This is a genomic window from Nannocystis sp., from assembly GCF_016714285.1.
In the GTDB taxonomy this organism is placed as follows: domain Bacteria; phylum Myxococcota_A; class Polyangia; order Nannocystales; family Nannocystaceae; genus Nannocystis.
The window spans coordinates 311,283-332,624 of sequence record NZ_JADJNN010000011.1; the positions used below are offsets into that span (position 1 = coordinate 311,283).

Consider the following 21,342-nt stretch of genomic DNA (forward strand, 5'->3'; position numbering starts at 1 on the left):
TCTACGGTCCTGATCGTCCGTCATCCGCGACCGCCGCCCCGCGACATACCGCGACGAATGCCATCCCGGACCCACCGCTCCGCGTCCTCGCGGCTCTCGTCGGCGACCGCGGGCCTGGGCTATCCTGGCAGACTCGATGCCAGTCCCCGGCTCGCGCCTCCTCGTCACCCTCGCCGCCCTGCAGTGCCTGGCCACCTGCGGCGCCCCCGAGGCCAACGCCGACGCCAGCTACCGCTGCCTCGCCCTGCCCCGCCCGCCCTCGCACGACCTCGTCCGCCTCGAGCGCGTGCTCCCCGACATCGACATCGACGGCGGCATCGACCTCGTGCAGGCCCCCGGCCTGCCCGATCGCTGGTACCTCGCCACCCAGGCCGGTGTCCTCCACAGCTTCCCCAGCGACGGCAGCGCCCCGCCGCAGGTCGCCCTCGATATCAGCGACCGCGTCGTCCTCGGCGGCGAGTCGGGCCTGCTCGGCGTCGCCTTCCACCCGGACTTCGCCAGCAACGGCGACGCCTTCTTCTCCTACAACGCCCCCGGCGGCGATGTCTTCACCTCGCGCGTCAGCCGGATCCACAGCCCCGACGGCGGCCGGAGCTTCGACCTCGCCAGCGAGACCATCGTCCTCGAGCAGGCCCAACCGTACAGCAACCACAACGGCGGCGACCTGGCCTTTGGGCCAGATGGCTTCCTCTACTTCGGCCTCGGCGACGGCGGCAGCGGCGGCGACCCCCAGGGCAACGCGCAGAACCCCGACAGCCTGCTCGGCAAGATCCTCCGCATCGACATCGACGGCGGCGAGCCCTACGCGAGCCCGCCCGACAACCCCTTCGCCGCCGGCGGCGGCCGCCCCGAGATCTACGCCATGGGCCTGCGCAACCCCTGGCGCTTCAGCTTCGACCGCGCCACCGGCGAGCTGTGGGCCGGCGACGTCGGCCAGAACCTGTGGGAGGAGGTCGACCGCATCGAGCGCGGCGGCAACTACGGCTGGAACATCCAGGAGGGCCCCGTCTGCTTCGGCCAGGACGAGTGCGACGCCGCCGGCCTCTCGCCCCCCGTCACCGCCTACCGCAACACCGGCGGCGCCTCCGTGATCGCCGGCCTCGTCTATCGTGGCAGCGATATCCCCGACCTCGTCGGCACATTCGTCTACACCGATTTCTATGCCAGCACCCTCTCGGGCGTCGCCCCCGGCGACCTCCCCGTCACGCTCGCGCAGACCGACGTCCGCGGCCTCGTCAACTTCGCCGAGGGCCCCGGCAACGAGCTCTACGCGCTCGACTACCAGGGCGGCATCTACCGCCTCGCCCCCGCCGAGCCGCCCAGCGGCCCCGGCCTGCCCGACAAGCTGTCCCGCACCGGCTGCGTCGACCCCGTCGATCTGCGCACCCCGCCCGCTGGCGCAGTCGCCTACGAGATCAATCACCCCTTCTGGTCCGACGGCGCCGACAAGCAGCGCTACATGATGCTCCCCGACGACGGCGAGCTCGGCCTGCTCGCCGACGGGGACCTCGATCTCCCGCCCGGCAGCGTCGTCGTCAAGCACTTCCGCCGCGACGACACCCCGATCGAGACCCGCCTGCTCGTGCGCCACGACGACGGCGCCTGGGCCGGCTACAGCTACGCGTGGGACGCCGACGGGCGCGACGCCACCCTGCTCGCCGCCGGCGAGACCCGCGAGATCGCCGGCCAGCCGTGGATCTTCCCCGGCCGCGACGAGTGCCTGTTCTGCCACAGCGACGCCGCCGGCCGCACGCTCGGCCTCGAGCTCGCCCAGCTCGCGCGCACCATCGCCGGCCCCGACGGCGCCCCGATCGACCAGCTCGAACACCTCGCTACGCTCGGCCTGCTCCCCGAACACCCCCCGATCGTCCCGCTCCCCGCCCTCGATAGCGACGCCTCGCTCGAGGCCCGCGCCCGCGCCTACCTCCACGCCAACTGCTCGCAATGCCACCGCCCGGACGCCCCCAGCGGCCGCGCCCGCATCGACCTCCGCGTCGGCCTCACCCTCGCCGAGCTCGGCGTCTGCGATGCGGCCCCCCGCGCCGGCGATCTCGACCTCGCCGAGGCTCGCCTGCTCGTCCCCGGCGATCCCGCGCGATCGATCGTCTCGACCCGCATGCACACCCTCGGCAGCACGCGCATGCCCGCCCTCGGCTCCGCGCAGGTCGACACCGCCGGCCTCGCCGTGATCGACGCCTGGATCTCCGGCCTCACCGCGTGCCCCTGACATCATTAACAAAGTTACATTGCCCGCCGCGACGCCGAGGCGGTACCCTCGCGCGCATGGCTTTCTCGAAGCATTCCCCCCTCGTCCTCTCCCTCGCGCTGCTCGCGGCGTGCGGCCCCGGCACCAACACCAGCGACGCCGGCACCGACACCACCGACAGCGGCCCCGGCACCACCCAGGCGGCCTCCACCGGCGACACCCCCACCACCGACACGCCGACCACCGCCAACAACACCAGCGATCCGACCCTGGCAACCTCGAGCGCCACCTCGAGCGCCACCTCCGAGGCCACCACCGCCGACGCCACCACCGGCGAGCCCGTCTGCCCCGACGTCTTCCCCGAGGACGGCGCCCCCTGCGACGCCGAGGGCCTCACCTGCGGCGGCCCCTGCGAGGACCCCTGCTCCTTCTGCAACGTCATCCGCTGCGAGGGGGGCAAGTGGGCCCAGCTCGAGGTGTTCCCCGCCGACTGCCCCGATTGCGAGACGGTATGCGCCCTCGTCGTCCCGCTCGCCTGCATGGCCGGCCCGCCCGACATGGACACCTGCGTCACCGGCTGCCAGACCACCCAGGCGGGCAATTGCGGCCTCGTCTACAACATCATGCTCGCCTGCATCGGCGGCGCCCCCAGCTTCATCTGCGACGCCGACGGCCACCCGAACGTCGCCGGCTGCGAGACCCAGTTCGCCGACCTCTACGCTTGCCTCGGCTGATACCCCCGAGCAAGGAGCCAACAATGAGCGACGCACGCGACCGCAAGCCCAGCCCGCAGTCCAACTGGGCGGGCACGATCACCTACACCCCCGCGAGCGTCGCCCAGCCCGCGAGCGTCGATGAGCTCAAGCAGATCCTCAAGGCCGCGCAGCAGCAGGGCCGCAAGGTCCGCCCGCGCGGCACCGGTCACTCGTGGAATGACGCCATCGTCACCCGCGAATGCTCGATCAACACGAACCGCCTCGCCCCGCCGAAGGTCCCGTATACGACGCAGATCATCACCGGCGCCGACGGCAAGCCGTACTGCCTGCTCAGCGTCCCGCCCGGCATGAATCAGGGCGACTTCTCGCTGCTGGCCCAGCAGCACGGCTGCCCGCTGCCCACCCAGGGCCCCGCGCCCGACATCACCCTCAGCGGCTTCACGGCCAACGGCTGCCACGGCACCGGCTGGCAGCAGCCGACCATCGCCGAGCTGGTCCACGCCATCGAGCTCCAGGGCCCCGGCGGCGAGACCCTACATTTCGACGCCACCAGCATGCCCGAGTCTCTGCGCAGCCTCGGCATCTCCGGCCCCGACATGCTCAACCTCGTGCGCGTGCACCTCGGCGCGCTCGGCGTGCTCTCGCGGATCACCTTCAAACTCCCGATCCAGCCGTTCAACCTGCGCGCGACCAACAAATTCGTCCGCCTCACCGAAGTCCTCGATCGCAACGACCCCGGCAAGCTCAAGGCCCTGATCGAGGGCCACGATTATGTCGAGCTGTTCTGGTTCCCCTACAACAACTGGAAGTGGAAGGGCCTGCACGCCGAGCCCCTCGGGCCCGAGACCGACACCCTCTGGGTCATGATCTTCGATCGCACCAGCGACCCGCCGACCGCGACCGACGCCCTCATCAACCTGTGGAACGACGCCATGGGCGTGCTGGCCGTCATCGGCGAGGCCAACGGCTGGGTCCTCTCGCGCCGCCCCGACGCCGCCCCGATGTACTCGAGCCTCGCCCTCGGCAGCATGAAGTGGAAGAACCTCTTCAACGACGGCGTGGTCTTCAAGCCCCGCGACGCCTTCCTCTACCAGAAGCGCTACTTTCGCAGCTTCCTCGACCTCGAGTTCACGATCCCCATGAATAGCGACCCAGGCGGCCAGGGCTTCGCCGACGTCGTCGCCGGCTTCTACCAGCTGGTCGACCGCATGGAGGCCTGGCGCAACAGCGGCGGCGACCAGCCCTACCCGATCAACCTCAACGTCCACGCCCGCTTCGTCAAGAACAGCCAGGCCGCGCTCTCCCCCGCCTTCGCCCCCGCCGGCTCCTCCACTCACACCTGCTACATCGAATACCTCAGCTACTCCCACGGCCGCCTCACCGCCGACTACGACGATTTCAGCCGCGACTTCTACAGCCCCGCCCACGCCGATGGCTGGAAGAAGTACGGCGGTATCCCCAATTGGGGCAAGGACCTCGCCAGCGTGCCCAAAGTCGCCAGCTACGTGCACGGGCGCCTCGGCACCCGCCTGCAACAATTCCTGCAGGTCCGCGACCGCATCGACCCCGGCGGCAAGACCTTCACCAACGACTACCTCGCCGCATTCTTCACCGGCACCGACCTGCCCGCCCGCGCCGCCCCCATCGCCTCCCCGCTCGCCGCCCCCATCGCCTCCCCAATCGCTTCCCCAATCGCCACCCCCACGGCCCCCTCAACCCGCAGCGTCCCGCTGCCGCCGCTCGACCTCCAGCGCCTCCCCAATCTCTCCTCGCCGTGGACCCGCACGCTCGCCACTGGCCCCGTCGAGCTGGCCCACGACGTCGCCCACGGCGTCGCCTACCTCCTCACCGCGCACGGCGAGGTCAACGTCCTCGCCGTCCAGCACGACCCCGCGACCCACCAGCTGCACTACACCACCGTCACCCCCTCGCAGCACCTGCTGCCAGAGCAGATCCTCGACCGCGTGACGGCGGCGCATCACGCCCCGCCCTGACCGCGCCTCCCGGCGCACGTCGGCTGTCACGCCCACACGCCCGCGGCAACTCGGGCCCTATCCCTTGCGCGGGTCGGCGCCGGGCTTCGGCGCCGGCGTTGGCGCCGGCTTCGTGGCGGGTGTGGCGACCGGCGGAGCCTCGCGCACCAAGAGCCGCTTCCCGGTGTCGCGCACGATATGGCGGTACCACGAATCCGTGTGCCTGGGATGATCTACCTTGCCCGAGGCGTCCCGGACGTTCCCGTCGATATACTTCACGAGGAGCTGCTCGCCGAACCTTCGCCAGTGCGCGTGGACCTTCTCGCCCTGGCGGACCGAATACTCGGTGAGGTACTTGCGCGCGGCTTCGGGGCTGCGCCGGTACTTTTCGACGGCGGTCTTTTCCACCTCCGCCTGGTCGGCGAAAAATCCGCCTTCCAGCGCCCGCTGCTCCTTCTGCACGTCGACCACGATGTCGCTCCAGCGCGCGTAGGCCTGGTTAGCCACCCAGTTGAACACCCAAAAAGAGGAGTCCCACGAGAACGTGCCGCGGTCGGCCACCCCCACCGCGAAGTTCCTCGGCACCTTGCGGATGCCCGCGTACATCGGCGTGTACACCGTCGTGGCGGTGTCATCGACGCCGAACCACAGCACGCCGCCGATCGGGGCCGGCAGCCACGCACGCATCTGGGCCACGAACGTGAACCCCGTCTGCTGGGTGGAGATCGCGCGCTCGTGGAGGTACTTCTTGCCGTCCACCTCCCACGTCATCGGGCGCCAGCGGTAGGGCGCCGCGTACGGACCGGCTCCCACGTCCTTCGCGAGGTCGAGCGGCGTGCCCTCGAAATGATCACGCATCAGCGCCATCGCGTCCTGCACGGTCAGCTGGCGATCGGGCTTGATCCACAGCGGCAATCGCTTGTCCGGCGCCGAGCCGTCCGCGTACTCGGGCCCCAGACCCAGCGAGGGCGCCGCGCGGCGGTAGATGCTCCACACCCGCGATTCGGAGAACCGCTGCGCCTCGAAGCCGAGCGGGTTGTAGGTGTCCGCGAAGCTGAAGTCCTTGTCCGCCCCCTTGTACCAGCCCTTCTCCCGCGCGAATGAGATGACATCGGGCGAATAGAGCGTGTCCGGCTCGTTCAGCGGGAACTGGCGGATCCTGGCATGGTTGGCGTGCGCCGAGATGGTGCCCTCGGGCAGGCGACGCGCCACCCACACCGCGCCCTTGTTGCCTTCGCCCTTGCCGATCATCTCCATCAGCCACACCTCGTTCGGATCGGCGATCGAGAACGACTCGCCGGTGGAGGCATAGCCGTACTCCGCCACGAGCTTCGTCATCACCGTGATGGCCTCGCGCGCCGTCCTGGCCCGCCCCAGCGTGATGTAGATCAGCGAGCCGTAATCGACGATGCCGGCCGGCGCTTCGAGCTCCTTGCGCCCGGTGAAGGTCGACTCGGCGATCGTGAGCTGGTGCTCGTTCATGTTGCCCACCACCGTGTAGGTCACCGGCGCCTGGGCGATCCGCCCGAGGAGCTTCCCGGTGTCCCACTCGATGACGTCGCGCTGGGCCCCCGGCCGATGCCGCCCTGCCGGCGTGTAGTACAGCTCCCCGTAGAGCTCGTGCGCGTCGGCGTTGTACGTGATCATGGTGGCGCCGTCCGTCGTCGCCCCCTTCGTCACGAGCATGCTCGTGCACGCTTGAACGGGTGGAGTCGCCAGAGCCGCCGTCAGGACGACGGCGGTGCACAGGGCCAGAGTGCCTCGGATCATGCCGCCGATGTTATCGCAGCCGGCCGCGATTGTGTTGGGGGAATGACCTCGCCTGCGCGCGTCACAGCAATAGCGCCGCCCCGCTGATCGCCACCATCACCACCATCGCCCAGCGCACCAGCCCGGGCCCCACGCTCAGCTGCAGGCGCGCCCCCAGGACCCCGCCGAGCACCATCCCCGCCGCGAGGATCGCCCCCTCGCGCCACGCCACCTGCCCCGCCGCCGCGAACACACCCATCGCCAGCAAGGTGTAGATAAAAACCACCGTCACCTTCGCTGCATTCGCCTGCAAGGCAGGGTATCCCAGCAGCGACACGAACAGCGCCATCAACGGGAACCCGACCCCCGCCTGGAGAAACCCGCCATAGACCCCGATGAGCAGCGCCACCAGCTGCGCCACCAACCCGGGCGCCCGCGGCTCCGGCGGCGGCTTGAGGAAGCGACCCGGCCGCACCAATAGCAGCACCGCCCACACCACGAGGATCGCCCCGAACAGCGGCCGCAACAGCGCGTCGTCCAGCCGCGTCGCCAGCCACGCCCCGCCCAGCGCCCCGACGCACATCATCGGCGCCACCCGCAGCACCAGCCCGCCCACCAGGCTCCGTGACAGCGCGCCCGCCCGCGCGAAGGTCAACGCCGCCGCCGACCCGTGCGCCAGCACCCCGATCCTGCTGGTCGCGTTGGCCACCCCCGGCGTCAACCCGAGCCCGATCAAGATCGGCAACACCACGAAGGACCCGCCCCCCGCCAGCGTGTTGGCGACCCCCGCGAGCACCCCCACGAGCACGAGCACCACCACGCCCGCGACCGGATCGCCCAGCGGCCACGCCATCGCCTCGCCCGGCAGCACCCGCCCACCCTACGCGATCACGCCGCCGCGCGCCCCGACAATCGTCCCCGCCCCGACGAGCACAGCGGAGCCGGCGGAGATCGATCCCGCAAAATCCACGGCCGAGGGCCCGGCAGCTCGTGAGCGGCGAGCACTTCAATCCTCATAATACGTGACGACAAGCGCGGCCTCCGTCACCGTCACCCCGTAGATCGTCACCTTCGCCGTGAGCGAGTGAGCGAGCCCCCGCACGAACTTCGTGACGGTCTTGGCCACCTTCTTGCGCGTCTTGCCGTGCGTGAGCGACTGCTTGATGAAGCCCTCGACGCCCGTGCGAATGATGTCCCGCGTGTTGACGATCAGCGCGACCAACCAACCCGGCCACGTCACCGCCTCCGCGCTGGTCGAGAAGTCGACCTCCACGGTGTCCCAGGAGATGAGCCCGCCGCGGACCGCGAGCCCCAGGCGCACGTCGATCTTCAAGGGCGTCAATTGGATGTTCGACCAGCCCTCCAGCACCAGTTCCGGGCCGGCCTCCTCGAAGCTGGCCCACACGTGCAGCGCTCCGCGGGGGAGCTCGGCCGACGCCGCCTCGATGGCCAGCGCGATCGAACTGCTGTTGAGGTCGTGCACCGACGCCATGGTGTCCTTGAGCTTCCCCGGGGCGTCCCACGCCCGGATCCGCGGCACCTCGAACGCCAGCGGCAGCTTCACCCCCCGGTTCTTCAAGACCCTGCGGATATCGTCATCATCGACGTCGAGCCAGCTGGCCTTATCGCCATTGGCCGCCCCGCTCTGCAAATGAAGCTGGAGCGACGCGACCGTCGGCCCGGCCAATTGATGGATCAGCGCCAGCTCGATCGACTCCGTCCGGAGCTCGATCGCGGTCGGATATCGCACCGTCGCGGTGTATGCGATGGCGCGATCCAGGTTGCTCAGCCGGTAGTACCACTTGACGTGGCCGGCCTCCTGGGCCGAGACCGCGTGCGTGAGCGTCGAGCTCGCGTCGTCCCTCGTCGCGTCGACCAACGGCCGGTCGACCCCGGCACAAAATAGCTGCAACCGGTGCCGCGCAGGCAGGACCGCCGCCACGACCGCAGGATGGGCGCCAGGCGCCGACTTCGGCGGTGGCTTCGCGCTCACGACGGCCGTCAGCGTGACCACGCCGGCGGAGCCCGGCTGGAACCACAGCTCCACGCTCTTTCCCGGCGGGATCGTCTGGGTCTTTGTGATCGTTTTATTGAGATACGCGGTCATTTTCGATCCTCGCAATCGTATCCCTGACGGGCTCGCCAGGCAACGCGACGCTCGAAACCCACCATTCCACCGAGAGCCATTATCCATGCATCAATCCCACGGCTCGGGACGCGACCGAGGCGGGCGGGGCATGCCGCGGACGCGCCCGCGGCCGCTGCGTTGCCGCCGCAGACCTCGCACATCGGGGCCCGCCCCAGCCATCCGTCGCCATCATCCCCCCGTGGCCCGCTGCGCCGTATTGTTGGCGGCGCCTGGACAGGGCCGCCACGGTCCGGCCAGGAACCAACTCATGGCCAATCTGAACATCCTTGGAATCGCGGCAGCTGCATTGTTGACCCTGTTCGCGCCGTCAGTCGCACGCGCCGACCTCGAGGCCTGCGGCGGCCTCTGGCTGTTCGGCGAGCAAGACTGCAAATTCGTACCGACCGAGACCTGCACCACCTCGTGCGAGCCGGTCGCTATGGAGGAGTCCTGCGCGGCGCGGCTCTCCATCGACTGCGATACCTCATGCACCGCGACGGCCGAAGCCGGGTGCACCGAAACCTGCCAAACCGACTGCAGCACCGACTGCGACGTGCAGCAGGCCAGCGCCACCCCGCCGAATTCGATGGGGCTGTGCGTGTCGAGCTGCCAGCAGGAGTGCAACACCACCTGTGACGGCGTCGGGGCCCACGGGGAGTGCCGCTCGACCTGCGCGCAGAACTGCGGCGAGAAGTGCGACCGCGCGAAGTGCCGCGACGACGACGACGACGTCGAGTGCACCCCGAAGTGCGAGACCTCCTGCCAGGGCTCGTGCTGGGCCCGGGCCAGCAGCGAGTGTCAGATCTCGTGCCAGGCCGAGCAATACACCGTGTGCAAGACGGAGCTGGTGGACCGTTGCCACGAGGAGTGCGAGCAGACCGGCGGCGCGATCTTCTGCAGCGGCCAGTTCATGAACGCGACCGACGTGCAGGCCTGCGCCGACGAGATCGAGGCCGAGTTCTCGATCCACGTCGAGGTCATGCTCAAGGCCGAAGGCCGACGCCGACGGTGCCCTCGGCTGCAACCTCGGCAGCTGCTCGGTGGACCGCACCGGACAGGGCCTGGGCGCCCTGCTGCTCACGCTCGGCGCCCTCGGCGTGAGCCGCCGCCGCCGCCGCGCCTGAAACAGCCTCCGTTCGGGCGCACGGTCGGGCATGCGTGGCGACCGCGGCGACTCCGTCAACAGATCTGTTGTCAACAGACTTGTTGACGGAGGATGACCTGACGCGCCGCCGCTCCGCGCCCCGGCGTATCATCCCCAACTCCATGCCCGACCCGCGCCTCCGCGACTATCAGCGCATCGTCTTCTTCACCGGCGCCGGCATGTCGGCCGAGAGCGGCGTGCCGACCTACCGCGGCGCCGGCGGCATCTGGAAGGAGTACGACTACCGCCGCTACGCCTGCCAGAACGCCTTCGTCCGCGACCCCGCGGCGGTGTGGGAGTTCCACAACTTCCGCCGCGGCCTGGTCGCCCGCTGCGACCCGAACCCCGGCCACCGCCTGATCGTCCGCGCCGAGCAGCAGCTCCCGCAGGTCACGATCGTCACCCAGAACATCGACGGCCTGCACGCCCGCGCCGGCAGCCGCAGCATCCACGAGCTGCACGGCAACCTCTGGCGGGTCCGCTGCGATCGCTGCGGCGTCAAGGTCCAGGACGGCCCCGTCCTGCGCGACGAGCTGCGCTGCCCGACCTGCAACAGCTGGTGGCGCCCCGACATCGTGTGGTTCGAGGACTACCTCGACGACGCCGTCGTCCAGGCCGCCACGGAGGCGATCATGGGCTGCGACCTGTTCATCTCGATCGGCACCTCCGCCGTCGTCTACCCCGCCGCATCGCTGCCCGCCTACGCCGCCGACAACGGCGCCCTCTGCGTCGAGATCAACCCCGACCCCACCCCCGCCTCGCACCTCTACTCGCTGCACCTGCGCGGCCCGGCGACCGCGATGCTGGCCCGCCTGGCCGCCGGCGACCCCGCGCTGCTCACCTGAGCGCGAGCGCCCGGTTGGCGGCCACCTCGCACTTTCCGCTGCTCGCGCGCCGGGCCCTCGTGCGAGACTGCCAGCCCGCATGCCGAGCGCCGCCACGCACGCGCCGATCGCCGCCGCCGACTGGTTACGTCGCCGCTGGTTGCACCTGCTCGGCGACCTCGCCCGGCCGCTCGTCCGCCGCCGCGAGCTGCGGGTCACGCTGATGTTCTCGGCGATGATCTGCACCGCCCTCGCCGCCACCCTCGTCGCCCCGCTGTGGCTGCTCATCCTCGGGCCCCTCCTGTGGGGCGTGCCCCACCTCGTCAGTGATCTTCGCTACCTGGTCATTCGGACAGGTTATCACCGGCGCCCGCTGCTGTGGCTGGTCGCCGGCGCGCCGCTGCTGTGGGTCGGCCTCGGCGGCGGCCTCGTGTGGGGCTTCGTCGGCGCCGCCCTCGCGGCCGCCTGCGCCCGCGCCCGCCTCGCCCCGCGCCTGCTCGCCGTCGGCCTGCTCGCCCTCGGCGGCGCCGGCTTCGTCGTCATGGGCCGCCTCGGCGACGTCGCCTTCGCCCACGCCCACAACTTCATCGCCGTCGCCCTGTGGTGGCTGTGGCGCCCGCGCTCAGGCCGACTGCACTGGCTCCCGCTCGCGCTGCTGGTCGCCGCCAGCCTGTTCCTCCTCAGCGACGCCGCCCTCTGGCTCGCGCAGCACAGCGGCGGCCTCGCGTGGTTCGCCGGCCGCATGGGCCCCGACTACCAGGTCTGGCGCCTCTCGCCCGGCGTCGCCCCGGACCTCGCGCTACGCCTGGTCCTCCTGTTCTGCTTCGCCCAGTCGATCCACTACGCCGTGTGGCTGCAGCTGCTCCCCGACGAGGACCGCCAGCGCGCCACCCCGCCGACCTTCCGCGCCAGCTACGAGGACCTGCGCGCCGACTTCGGCGGCCCCGGCCTCGCCATCGCCGGCCTGCTCGCCCTCGGCATCGCCGTGTGGGCCGCCTTCGACCTCATGCACGCCAGCCACGGCTACTTCCGCATGGCCCGCTTCCACGGCCACCTCGAGGTGATGGCCGGCGCACTCCTGCTGCTCGAGCGATCGCGCCGCTGAGCTCGCGCGCCCTCGCGCGGTGACGTCGCCGCATCGCCCGGCCTACACTCGCAGCGGGAGCCGCGGTGGATGGTGATGCAACAAGCCACGATTGTCGACACGCTGGACATCCGCATCGGCCGCGGCCGCGACCTGGGTTACTACGTCGAGCTGCGCCTCGGTGACCGCGAGTTCCCGGACGGCGCGCTCGACCCGGCGCTCGTCGCCGCCGTCGCCGAGGCCAGCCCCGACGAGGCCGGCGCCCGCCTGTTCGCCGGCTTCACCGCCGACGAGCGCGTGCGCATGGCCTGGAACCTCGCCGCAGCGCTCGCGCCTCGCCGACGGATCCGCCTGCGCATCGACGACGACGCGCCCGGGCTGCACGCGCTCCCGTGGGAGGCCCTGCGCGACGCCTCGCCCGGCGCCAGCGAGCGCGAGCCCGCGGCCGACCGCGACACGCCCTTCTCGCGCCTGGTCCCGTGGTCGCTGGCCCTGCCCCCCGCGGTCGATGAGCGCCCGCTGCGGATCCTCAGCGCCGTCGCGGCCCCCGGCGACCTCGACGTCTACCGCCTGCCCCCGATCGACCGTGAGGCCGAGGCCCACGCGCTCGCCGGTGTCATGGCCCTCGCGCCCGCCGGCCTCGTCCACCACGACGCCCTCCCCGGCCCCTGCACCCTCGCCGCGCTCGAGGCCGCCCTCGAGCGCGGCTACCACGTGCTCCACCTCGTCGCCCACGGCGTCGCCCGCCGCGACGGCCAACTCGCCATCTTCCTCGAGCGCGACGACGGCAGCGTCGACCGCGTCGACGACAGCAGCTTCGCCGCCATGCTCGAGCGCCTCGGCAGCGGCCTGCGCCTGGTCGTGCTCATGGTCTGTAGCAGCGCGCTCCGCAGCCCCGGCGACGCAAGCGTCGGCCTCGCCCCGCGCGTCCTCGCCGCTGGCGTGCCCGCGGTGCTCGCCATGCAGGACCTCATGCCCGTCGACACCGGCCGCGCCTTCACCCGCGCCCTCTACAGCGAGCTGTGGAGCACCGGCGAGGTCGACCGCGCCGCCAACCGGGCCCGCGCCACCCTCCTGACCAGCCGCCTGCGCGGCAGCGCCGTCCCGGTGCTCTACAGCGCCCTCGCCAGCAACCAGCTGTTCACCCGCGACCCCGCCGCACAATCGCCGATCGCACAATCCACCGCACAATCACCGATCGCACAATCGCCGATCGCACAATCCACCGCACAATCACCGATCGCACAATCACCGATCGCACAATCACCGATCGCACAGTCACCGATCGCACAACCCCGGCCGGCTCCGCCCGCCATCCAGACCGCCAGCCCGTGGCAGGCGATCGGCGGCCCCTTCCGCGAGGTCACCGCGATCCGCGGGCGCGACGGCTGCGTCGAGCTCTTCGCCCTCGCCAGCAACAAGACCCTGCACGTGCGCCGCCAGCAGCAGCCGGGCGGCCCCTGGGGCCCGTGGGAGCCGCCCGAGCCGCTGGTCGCCAGCGTGCACGTCACCCTCGACGCCCGCGGCCAGGTCGCCCTGTTCGCCCTCGACCCCGGCGGCCAGGTGTGGATCCGCCGGCGCGTCGCCGCCGGCGAGTGGGCCCGCTGGGTCCGCTTCGGCACGGACGCCGCGCAGCTCACCGCCGCCTGCCACGCCACCGGGCAGCTCATGGCCCTCATCGTCGGCCGCGACGGCCTCATGTACACCTGCACCGAGGACCACCCCGGCGGACCCTGGGGCGAGTGGGCCGGCGACTGGGAGAACGACGACGAAACCCACCTGCAGATCGCGCTGGTCCGCGACGCCCGCGGCCGATTCACCGTCTTCAGCCTGCACGCCGACCACACCCTCTGGGGGTCCCATGAAGCGGAGGACGACTTCGGCGAGTGGGAGCAGATCGGCGAGGAGCTCCATCGCTTCACCGTCGCCGCCGACCTCCAGGGCCGCCTCTTCCTCGCCGGCATCGCCCAGGACCGCAGCCTGCGGACCCGCACACAGCGCAGCGTCGGCGGCCCCTGGACCCCGTGGCGACACCACGAGCTCGACCTGCTGGACGTCCACGTCGCGCCCCTCCGCGACACCATCGTCGTCCATACCATCGACGGCGACGGCGCCGCGCACTGGCTCGGCCCCGACACCTGGGCCCCCCTCGGCGGCCCCGCCTGCACCAGCATCCTCGCCCTCGAGGGCCGCAAGGGCGAGCTCATACGCCTCGCCCTCGACCACGCCGGCACCCTCCACGAGCGCCGCGACCTGCTCTGAGGGACCTGTCCCTCCGGCCAGCTCACCGCGTCTTCAGAGACCGCGCCGCGCTACTGCGGGTTGATGACCTTCAGCCGCAGCCCGCCCGGGTACGCGTACGAGGTCACCCCCGTGTAGCCGACCTGGTAGATGCCGAACGGCGCGTCGCTCTCGGCCAGGTGGCTACCCTCGTTGATCTTCCAGTCGGCGACCTCGTACGCCCCGACCGCGTAGTACCCGGTGACCACCACTCCGTCGACCTTCACGTCCGCCCCACCCTTGTCGCGCACCACCTGCGCGTAATGCAGGTTGTAGCCGATGCCGGTGACGAACACGTAGCGGTCGAGGAACTGCTCGACCGGCACCATCTGGTACGACGCCGGGTCACCGGTGCCCGCGCCCCCGTCCTGCCCCTCGAGGTACTGCACCGGCATGATCGGCTTGTCGGCGTCGAAGATGAGGCTGTCCTTGGTCTTGAACTCGGTGAACTGCCCCTTGTTCAGAACCTTCGGGAAGCCCGGCTGGGCCGGCACGATCGAGACCGTGGTGTTGTCCTCGCCGGCGTAGACCCGCCACCAGTAGCTCTCGTTGCCGCGCTTGGGCGCGTGCGCCCCCACGTAGGTCAGCCCCCAGTACTCGAGCGGGATCGCCTGCTCCTCGATATGGTCGCAGAAGGTCACGCCGGCCGGCACGTTGACGCACTGCACCGCCCCCACCACCCACGCCGGCTCCGACAGCGAGACGATCGTGCCCGACAGGTCGCTCTGCCCCGAGCTCACCTGCAACAGATCATAGTCGCCGATCACCACCTTGCCCGTCGCCTTCGCCGCCACCGCCGGCACCCCGTTGCCGGCCGCCGTCGCCACCGGCGGCGTCCACGACACCTCGGTGCCGTCCTTCAGGCCCACCACGTTGAAGTAGGCCGGGTTGCCGCCCACGCTCGGCGTGAACGCCGGGATGATGTAGTTCTTCTGCTGCGCGTGGTCCGGCAGCAGCATCGACGAGTCGTTGTGCGCCGCCGCCTTGATCGGGCTGTGCAGATACGCCACCAGCGGCACGTTGCTGACGATCTTGAAGGTCGAGTCCGGGCGCAGCACGCTCACCGGCCCCGGCTGCGCTGGCTTGAGCAGGTCGAACTGCGCGCTCTTCCCCGGCATCACCATGAGCGGCCCCGACACCAGCTGCTCGGCGCCGTTCTCGAAGTAGTACATCGAGACGCTCGCGGTCAGCGTCTTCGACACGTTGCCGACCGTCACCGCCGACGGCTCCTCGATGAAGTTCTGCATCTTGTTGCCGCGGAACACGCAGCCGACGCTGCTCGGGTCGCTCTTGATCAGCTCGCAAAGCTCAATGCACGCGCCCCCGCTGCACTGCTGGGTCAGGCCGCACGCGACCGGCGGCTCGAAGGCGTCCCCCTGCGCGTTGCACTTCTTGGTCTGGTCGATGCCCTCGCACACCACCTCATCCGGCAGACACAGCTGCGCCACGCAGGCGTCGCCGAGGCAATTCTGGCCCATGGGACAGGCGACCGGCTCGTAGCCGCTGCAGTCCTGCTTGCAGGTCAGGAGCCCCTCCGGGTCGCAGCCGTTGCTGCTGCCGGGCTCGCACACGCAGTCCACCCCGGTGCTGCCGACGCTCGTGGCGTCCGTCGCCGACACCCCGGTCGTCGTCGCCGGCGGGCTGGTCGTGCTCGCCGACTCGTCGGTCGTCCCGCTCTGCGACCCGCTGCTCGTCACATCGGCGGTCGTCGGCACATCGCCGGTGGTCGGCGTGCTGGCGCTGCTCTCGGTCGTGCCCACCGTCGGGCCAACCGTTGGATCCGTCGCGCCGGTCGACGAGACGCTGGTGGTCGATGCGTCACCGCTGTCGCCGCAGGCCGCGGCGAGCAGGAGCGCGAGGGGGAGCTGAGGGGACCTGATTGACATCGCCGCAGCGTCGCGCCTCTGCGCTCGCCGAGCCACCCCACACGCGTGCGGATGCTCTCGCCTCTCCCCACCCCCGACCCATGACGGACCGCAAGGACAGGTACACTCCCACGCCATGCGCTGGTGCATCGGCGACCTGCAGGGCTGCGCCTCGGAGTTCGAGCGCCTGCTGCACGCGATCGCCTTCGACCCGGCGCGCGACGAGCTGTGGTGCCTCGGCGACCTCGTCAACCGCGGCCCCGACTCGCTCGCCGCCCTCCGCCTGTGGCGCGACGTCGGCGGCCACGGCGTGCTCGGCAACCACGACGTCTACGCCCTGCTCACCCACAGCGGCGCCTGGCCCCGCAAGCGCGACACCCTCGCCGCCCTGTTCGCTGCCCCGGACGCCGACGACCTGCTGGCCCGCCTGCGCGCCCTCCCGGCCCTCGCCCACCTGCCCGGCCCGCAAGGCGCGAAGGTCCCCGATCTGTGGGTCGTGCACGCCGGCCTCGACCCCCGCTGGACCGACCTCCCCACGCTCGCCGCCACCATCAACGCCCTGCCCCACGACGACGCCTGGCTGGTCTCCCCGCAGGTGAACACCGCCACCCGGATCCGCTGCTGCACCGCCGCCGGCGAGCGCAGCAAGTTCGACCGCGATCCCGCCGATTGCCCGCCGCCCTACCGCCCCTGGGACGCCTTCTATCGCGGCCCCGCCATGGTCGCTCACGGACACTGGGCCTGGCGCGGCCACTACCGCGGCAAGCACACGATCGGCCTCGACTCGGGCTGCGTCTACGGCGGCCAGCTCACCGCGTGGTGCCAGGAAGAGGACCGCGTCGTCCAAGTCGAGGCGGCCCGCGCCTACTGACGCGATTGTGCGCATTGCGGATGATACCCGCACCAATTGAGCGCATCCGCGAATCGGCGACGTCCACCTTGCGATAATATCACTGGCTTTCCGTCGCCCCCAGGTCGCATATTGCGGTGGGCGAGTGCGGCCGAGCGGCGGCACCCGGCGTAGATAACAATCTGGAGAGTCCCATGCCCGGTTTGATCACCAACGCGGCCTTCACAAAGACCTTCCCTGCACCGGCAGGCACGACCTACGCGTACACGACCACCGTCCTGCATCAAGGCACGATGATCGCCTTCGCCATGGACGCCGCCGGGGTGATCTATTACTCCGTCCTCAACTTCAACGATCCGACGCTCCCCCCGGCCCAGCTCGACGTGAAGTATTGGTCCACCCGCCTTCCCGACGGCACAAGCCCCATCCCGCTCGCCTTCCCGACGGAGATCCGCAAGGCGGGCCAGGGCAGCTTCGGCCAGACCACCGTCACCTCCTCACCATCGCCAGCACCGGGCAGTTCACCGCCCCCGCGCCGTTCTGTGCCATCTCCGACGGCTCCTCCGTCTTCGTCTTCCGCAAGTCCAACCAGCCAAACACCAGCACCGCCGTGGCCAACTGGACCTTCGGCGATGGCGCCCTCCTCGTCGACCGCTACTCGCTCTCGGGCGGGTCGCTCCTGCAGAAGTCCGAGGCCCGCTATCAGCGCAGCCGGAGCAAGGACTTCCCGGCCAACAACAAGGACTGCCTCTCCCCGAAGGACATGAACAGCAAACCGTTCTACGAGCCCACGATCGAGCTCGGCTTCGTCCAGAACTTCGACAGCTTCACCGTCTCGCTCATCCCGACCGCGGTCGCGAGCACATCGTACTGGCAGATCTTCGCCCACAGCACCGCGGGGCCGATCGACGCATACAGCGTCTTGCAGGCGCAGGACGGCCTCTTCGACTTCGCCGGCTCGCTCTCCTTCGCCTGTCCCAACCGGGACCACCCGGACTTTCAACCCCATCCCGGGACCTGCGGCCGGCCCTGCAATAGCACGCTCACGCAGGTCGGCAGCAGCACGACGTACACCTGTCCCAACGGCCACACGTGGACCAAACCCGCCGACTGGGGAGCGGCGCCCCTCCCCCTGTCCCACGCCTGCGGGCTCGCGCTGGCCCAGGTCTCCACGGCCACCAGCGCGGACGCCTGTGTCGCCCTCGGCGGCGGAGTCTCGGCCACCCTCCCGGGCGTCCAGCTGCCGAGCAACTTCACCATTGAACTGTGGTGCCGGCGATCCCAGGCCTCGCTGGCTGATTCGTGCCTCACCCAGGGCGGCGGTGGACTGGTCCTCGGCTTCGCGGCTACCACGGGCTTCCAGTGCACCGGGGGCGGCGCTGCGGCGCTCGCGTCCACGAAGACCCCGGATACGTACTGGCACCATTATGCCGTCGTCTATGCCGGCGCGACGCGGACCCTCTACATCGATGGCCTCGCCGTCGCCAGTGATTCGAACGGCTCGTTCTCCGCCTCCATCGGCAGCCAGTTGCTCACCCTGGGGACGAGTACGACGAATTCGACGATCTACGTCGACGAACTGCGGGTGTGGAACATCGGCCTCTCCGCCGCCGAGATCCAGACCGGCATGCAGGCCCGCCGCGCCGGCCACGAAAAGGGGCTCCTGCACTATTTCCGGCTCAATGAAGGGAAGGGGACCACGCTCATGGATCTGGCGCCCGATGGCATCTGGGAGAGCGGCACCCTCAGCGCCGCCAGCGGCTGGGCCGGGCCGCAGGCCGCCGCTCCGACAGTCACCCCGAGCGGCGGCGTCCGTCACAACAGCTTCCAGACCCACGGCTTTCCGCCACAGCCGCTTCACGGTGATCGGGGGGCACAAGAACCTGGCCGCACAACTCTACTACCAGCAGGAGACCCCGCCGGGCGGCAGCAAGCCGCAGAAGTCCGCCGCCCACCTGATGCTCGCCCTCGACGGCGGCTCGGTCGGCATCAACCTCGGCGTCCTCGACTTCGCGATCGGGGCCGACGGACGCCTGGTCGCGGCGCCGGGCGTCGTCACGCTGGAATCCTTGACCGGGCAGAGCGCCGTCGCCCTCACCCGCATCTTCAGCGACGGGCACTATCTCTCGCTCTCGGGCGGCCGCCTCGACGTCGCGCCAGGTGCCCTGTCGCCGCAATTGCTCGACAGCAGCACGGGTGACCTGCGCCTCTACTGGGGCACCACGAGCACGAACTCCCCCACCCTCTCCTCACTGACCTACGACACGAGGGTCACCCGCCCGCAATATCAGCTCGTCGGGCAGAACGGAACGATCGCGCTCATCGGCACCGTGGCGGGCGCCGACCTGAACGACGTCGTCGTGTCGATCTCGGCGGTGAGCGGCGCCACCTGCACTGTGCTGATCAGCCATGGCACCCTGGGGACCGAGACCTGGCCGCTCGTGCCCACCGACTCTCCGAGCTTCGCGGCGGTGCTCAACGGAACCCCGCTGCCGCCGCCAGCCGGGTCGATCGTCCCGCAGACCTACGATTACACGAAAGCGTCGTCGACCTGGCCCGGCGCGGAGCTCAGCGGCGGATCGCTGTGGGTGTCGGTCCAGCCCTCCACGAGCACCGTCACCGTCTTGAACAACAGCCAGTCGACGGCGACGACGGCGGGCACGCCAGCCTGCTTTCGCGCCGTGCCCATCGCGAACGCAATCTCCTTGGACGTGCCGCTCCAGCTGGCGACCCCACCCGCGCAAGGCGCTGCGGTCCCGGCGACCCCGCCCTGGGATCTGACGCTGGAGACGTGGGTGAAGCCCGTCAACGCGAATGGACAGATCCTGATCGGCCAGAATGTCCCCACCGCAGGCTCGACCCCCGCGACGGGGTACGTGCTCGGCCTCCGATCGACCGCCAACGGCCTCGCCGCCGCCGCTTCCATGATCAAGGCGAATTCGTCCGGCGCCCAATGGACGATCCAGGCCCAGACCACCCCGGACCCGACTCAGCTCTCGACCCTGATCCCGGCGGGCGAGTGGAGCCACGTGGCCGCGGCGTTCCGCCAGAAGTCGGCGGTGCGCTTCGACGGCACCAGCGCGTTCGCCGACTGCGGCGACGACGACGGCACCAACATCACCGGCGATCTGACGATCGAGGCGTGGCTGTCTGTTCCCGCCAACCAGACCTGGCCCCTGGGTATCCTCAGCCGGGGCCTCCTCGGTAACGGTGCGGTCGACCCGCTCACGCGCGCCGCGACGGTATCGCGGGTGCCTTACGCGCTCTATGTCAATGACACCGGAAATCTGACCTTCGTCTATTCGCGTACCAGCGTCAATCTCTGCTACGCGGAAGGCCCGCCCCTGCCGACCGGCCCGACCGCGATCGCCGTCACCCGCCGCTGCAACCTCTCTAGGACCGACACAAACGGCAACGTGTTCATCTGGGATGAAATCACCTTCTACATCCGCGGCCAGACGCCCACGGCCCCCAAGGTCGTCTACACAATCAACCCGACGAGCGCGCCCACAGTCTCGGACACCAGCCCGATCGTGGGCAACAGCGCCTCGCTGATCCTGGGCCGCTGCACGCCCGCCCTGACGCACGCTGCGGCCCCCGGTGGCAAGGGAATGACCGCAACGCCCCCGACCCCCGCAGCCGCGAGCTCGTTCACCGGAGTGCTCAGCGAGGTGCGGCTCTGGAGCGCAGTCCAGAACCCCCCATGGGCCAACCTCGACAGCGCCGACGCCACCACCAACGGCCTGGCCTCGCGCTGGCGCTTTGAGGAGCGCAGCGGGTCGCAAGCGATCGACGAGGGCCCCACGGGCCGCAGCTCCGCGATGCTCATGAATGGCTACACCTGGGTGCCGAGCCCCGACCCGTCGCTGTCCGGCTGGACGCTCTACCTCAACGGCGTGGCCCAGCGGACGGCGCCGATTTCCTGGGTGGCGTACATCCCCCCGGCAAACCTCTCCCTCGGCGACTTCAGCCCAGTCACGGCCCCGGCTGGCCAGGTCGCCGAGGTGCGCATCTGGAGCACCGAGCGCACCCCGCAGGCGATCGCAAACAACATCTATCGCCCACTCGCGCGTGATCCGTCGGGCCAGGTCCTGGAGGACGGCGGCGACCTCCTCGCGTACTACGCGCTGGACAGCGCGTCAGGCTGGAGCTCGGTCCCGAAGGTCGTCGATCGCAGCCTGAGCGGCAGCGGTACCCTGGCCCCGGCACCGCTGAACGCGATGTACTGGAACGGCCAGACCTCGGCGACCGTCGTGGCGCCGAACATCCAACTCACGTCGAGCTTCACCATCGAATTCTGGTGCAGGCGCAGCGACTCGTTGCGTGAGGGCTTCATCCTCACGCAGAATACGGCGAACCCGGGGACGAACCAATGCCTGTTCATCGGGTTCATGGGGGTGCGCGGCGAGAACTGTGATAACCAGGTTCAATTCGCGTTCTACAACAACGACCTGAACGTGACCAGCAACGCCAACCGCGACGGCATCTGGCACCACTGGGCCTTTGTCTACGACAAATCCAGC

General features: G+C 70.4%; 14 protein-coding genes. 10 read left to right on the plus strand and 4 right to left on the minus strand.

Translation table 11 applies throughout. The features are described 5' to 3' along the window. The first annotated feature begins 136 nt into the window (after positions 1–136). Genes IPJ59_RS20875 through IPJ59_RS20885 form a run of 3 tightly spaced genes read left to right on the plus strand, consistent with a single transcriptional unit; the run spans position 137 to position 4,916 of the window. Entirely contained in the window at positions 137–2,227 is a 2,091-nt protein-coding gene (locus IPJ59_RS20875) for a PQQ-dependent sugar dehydrogenase (protein WP_293273029.1), read from the plus strand. Between the two features lie 56 nt (positions 2,228–2,283). Beyond that, positions 2,284–2,940, plus strand: coding sequence for a hypothetical protein (locus tag IPJ59_RS20880; protein WP_293258454.1), 657 nt, complete (start codon positions 2,284–2,286; stop codon positions 2,938–2,940). A gap of 23 nt (positions 2,941–2,963) precedes the next feature. Beyond that, on the plus strand, positions 2,964–4,916 hold the full coding sequence (locus IPJ59_RS20885) for a D-arabinono-1,4-lactone oxidase (RefSeq protein WP_293273030.1): 1,953 nt from the start codon (positions 2,964–2,966) through the stop codon (positions 4,914–4,916). Positions 4,917–4,973: 57 nt separating this feature from the next. Here IPJ59_RS20885 and IPJ59_RS20890 read toward each other — a convergent pair whose 3' ends face one another. The 3 genes from IPJ59_RS20890 to IPJ59_RS20900 all read right to left on the minus strand — a co-directional run bounded on the left by IPJ59_RS20890 (position 4,974) and on the right by IPJ59_RS20900 (position 8,751). Next, the gene (locus tag IPJ59_RS20890; protein WP_366524651.1) at positions 4,974–6,665 is read right to left on the minus strand and encodes a dipeptidase; all 1,692 of its coding nucleotides are present in this window, start codon (positions 6,663–6,665) and stop codon (positions 4,974–4,976) included. A 61-nt stretch (positions 6,666–6,726) separates the two neighbouring features. Next, a complete protein-coding gene (locus IPJ59_RS20895) occupies positions 6,727–7,515 on the minus strand; it encodes a sulfite exporter TauE/SafE family protein (protein ID WP_293273032.1) in 789 nt (262 codons plus the stop codon). 135 nt (positions 7,516–7,650) lie between these two features. Beyond that, on the minus strand, positions 7,651–8,751 hold the full coding sequence (locus IPJ59_RS20900) for a hypothetical protein (protein WP_293258462.1): 1,101 nt from the start codon (positions 8,749–8,751) through the stop codon (positions 7,651–7,653). Positions 8,752–9,040: 289 nt separating this feature from the next. Between IPJ59_RS20900 and IPJ59_RS20905 the strand changes: the two genes are divergently transcribed. From IPJ59_RS20905 to IPJ59_RS20920, 4 genes are all read left to right on the plus strand, one after another. Further along, the gene (locus tag IPJ59_RS20905) at positions 9,041–9,982 is read left to right on the plus strand and encodes a hypothetical protein (RefSeq protein WP_293273033.1); all 942 of its coding nucleotides are present in this window, start codon (positions 9,041–9,043) and stop codon (positions 9,980–9,982) included. A 56-nt stretch (positions 9,983–10,038) separates the two neighbouring features. Next, positions 10,039–10,761, plus strand: coding sequence for an SIR2 family NAD-dependent protein deacylase (locus IPJ59_RS20910; protein ID WP_293258466.1), 723 nt, complete (start codon positions 10,039–10,041; stop codon positions 10,759–10,761). Positions 10,762–10,840: 79 nt separating this feature from the next. After that, positions 10,841–11,845, plus strand: coding sequence for a hypothetical protein (locus tag IPJ59_RS20915; protein ID WP_293273034.1), 1,005 nt, complete (start codon positions 10,841–10,843; stop codon positions 11,843–11,845). A gap of 69 nt (positions 11,846–11,914) precedes the next feature. Then, positions 11,915–14,086 (plus strand): CHAT domain-containing protein, encoded by a 2,172-nt coding sequence (locus IPJ59_RS20920; RefSeq protein WP_293273035.1) that lies wholly within the window; start codon positions 11,915–11,917, stop codon positions 14,084–14,086. Between the two features lie 50 nt (positions 14,087–14,136). Here the strand turns inward: IPJ59_RS20920 and IPJ59_RS20925 are convergent, their stop codons facing one another. Then, positions 14,137–15,990, minus strand: a complete 1,854-nt coding sequence (locus tag IPJ59_RS20925; RefSeq protein WP_293273036.1) for an IgGFc-binding protein — start codon at positions 15,988–15,990, stop codon at positions 14,137–14,139. Positions 15,991–16,105: 115 nt separating this feature from the next. Between IPJ59_RS20925 and IPJ59_RS20930 the strand changes: the two genes are divergently transcribed. From IPJ59_RS20930 to IPJ59_RS20940, 3 genes are all read left to right on the plus strand, one after another. Next, positions 16,106–16,840, plus strand: coding sequence for a metallophosphoesterase (locus IPJ59_RS20930; protein WP_293273037.1), 735 nt, complete (start codon positions 16,106–16,108; stop codon positions 16,838–16,840). Positions 16,841–17,210: 370 nt separating this feature from the next. Continuing rightward, complete coding sequence (locus tag IPJ59_RS20935) at positions 17,211–19,019, plus strand: LamG domain-containing protein (RefSeq protein WP_293273038.1); 1,809 nt, start codon at positions 17,211–17,213, stop codon at positions 19,017–19,019. Further along, positions 18,997–21,342: LamG domain-containing protein (locus tag IPJ59_RS20940; RefSeq protein ID WP_293273039.1), on the plus strand; the 2,346-nt coding region annotated here is incomplete at its 3' end. The genes IPJ59_RS20935 and IPJ59_RS20940, both read left to right, overlap by 23 nt.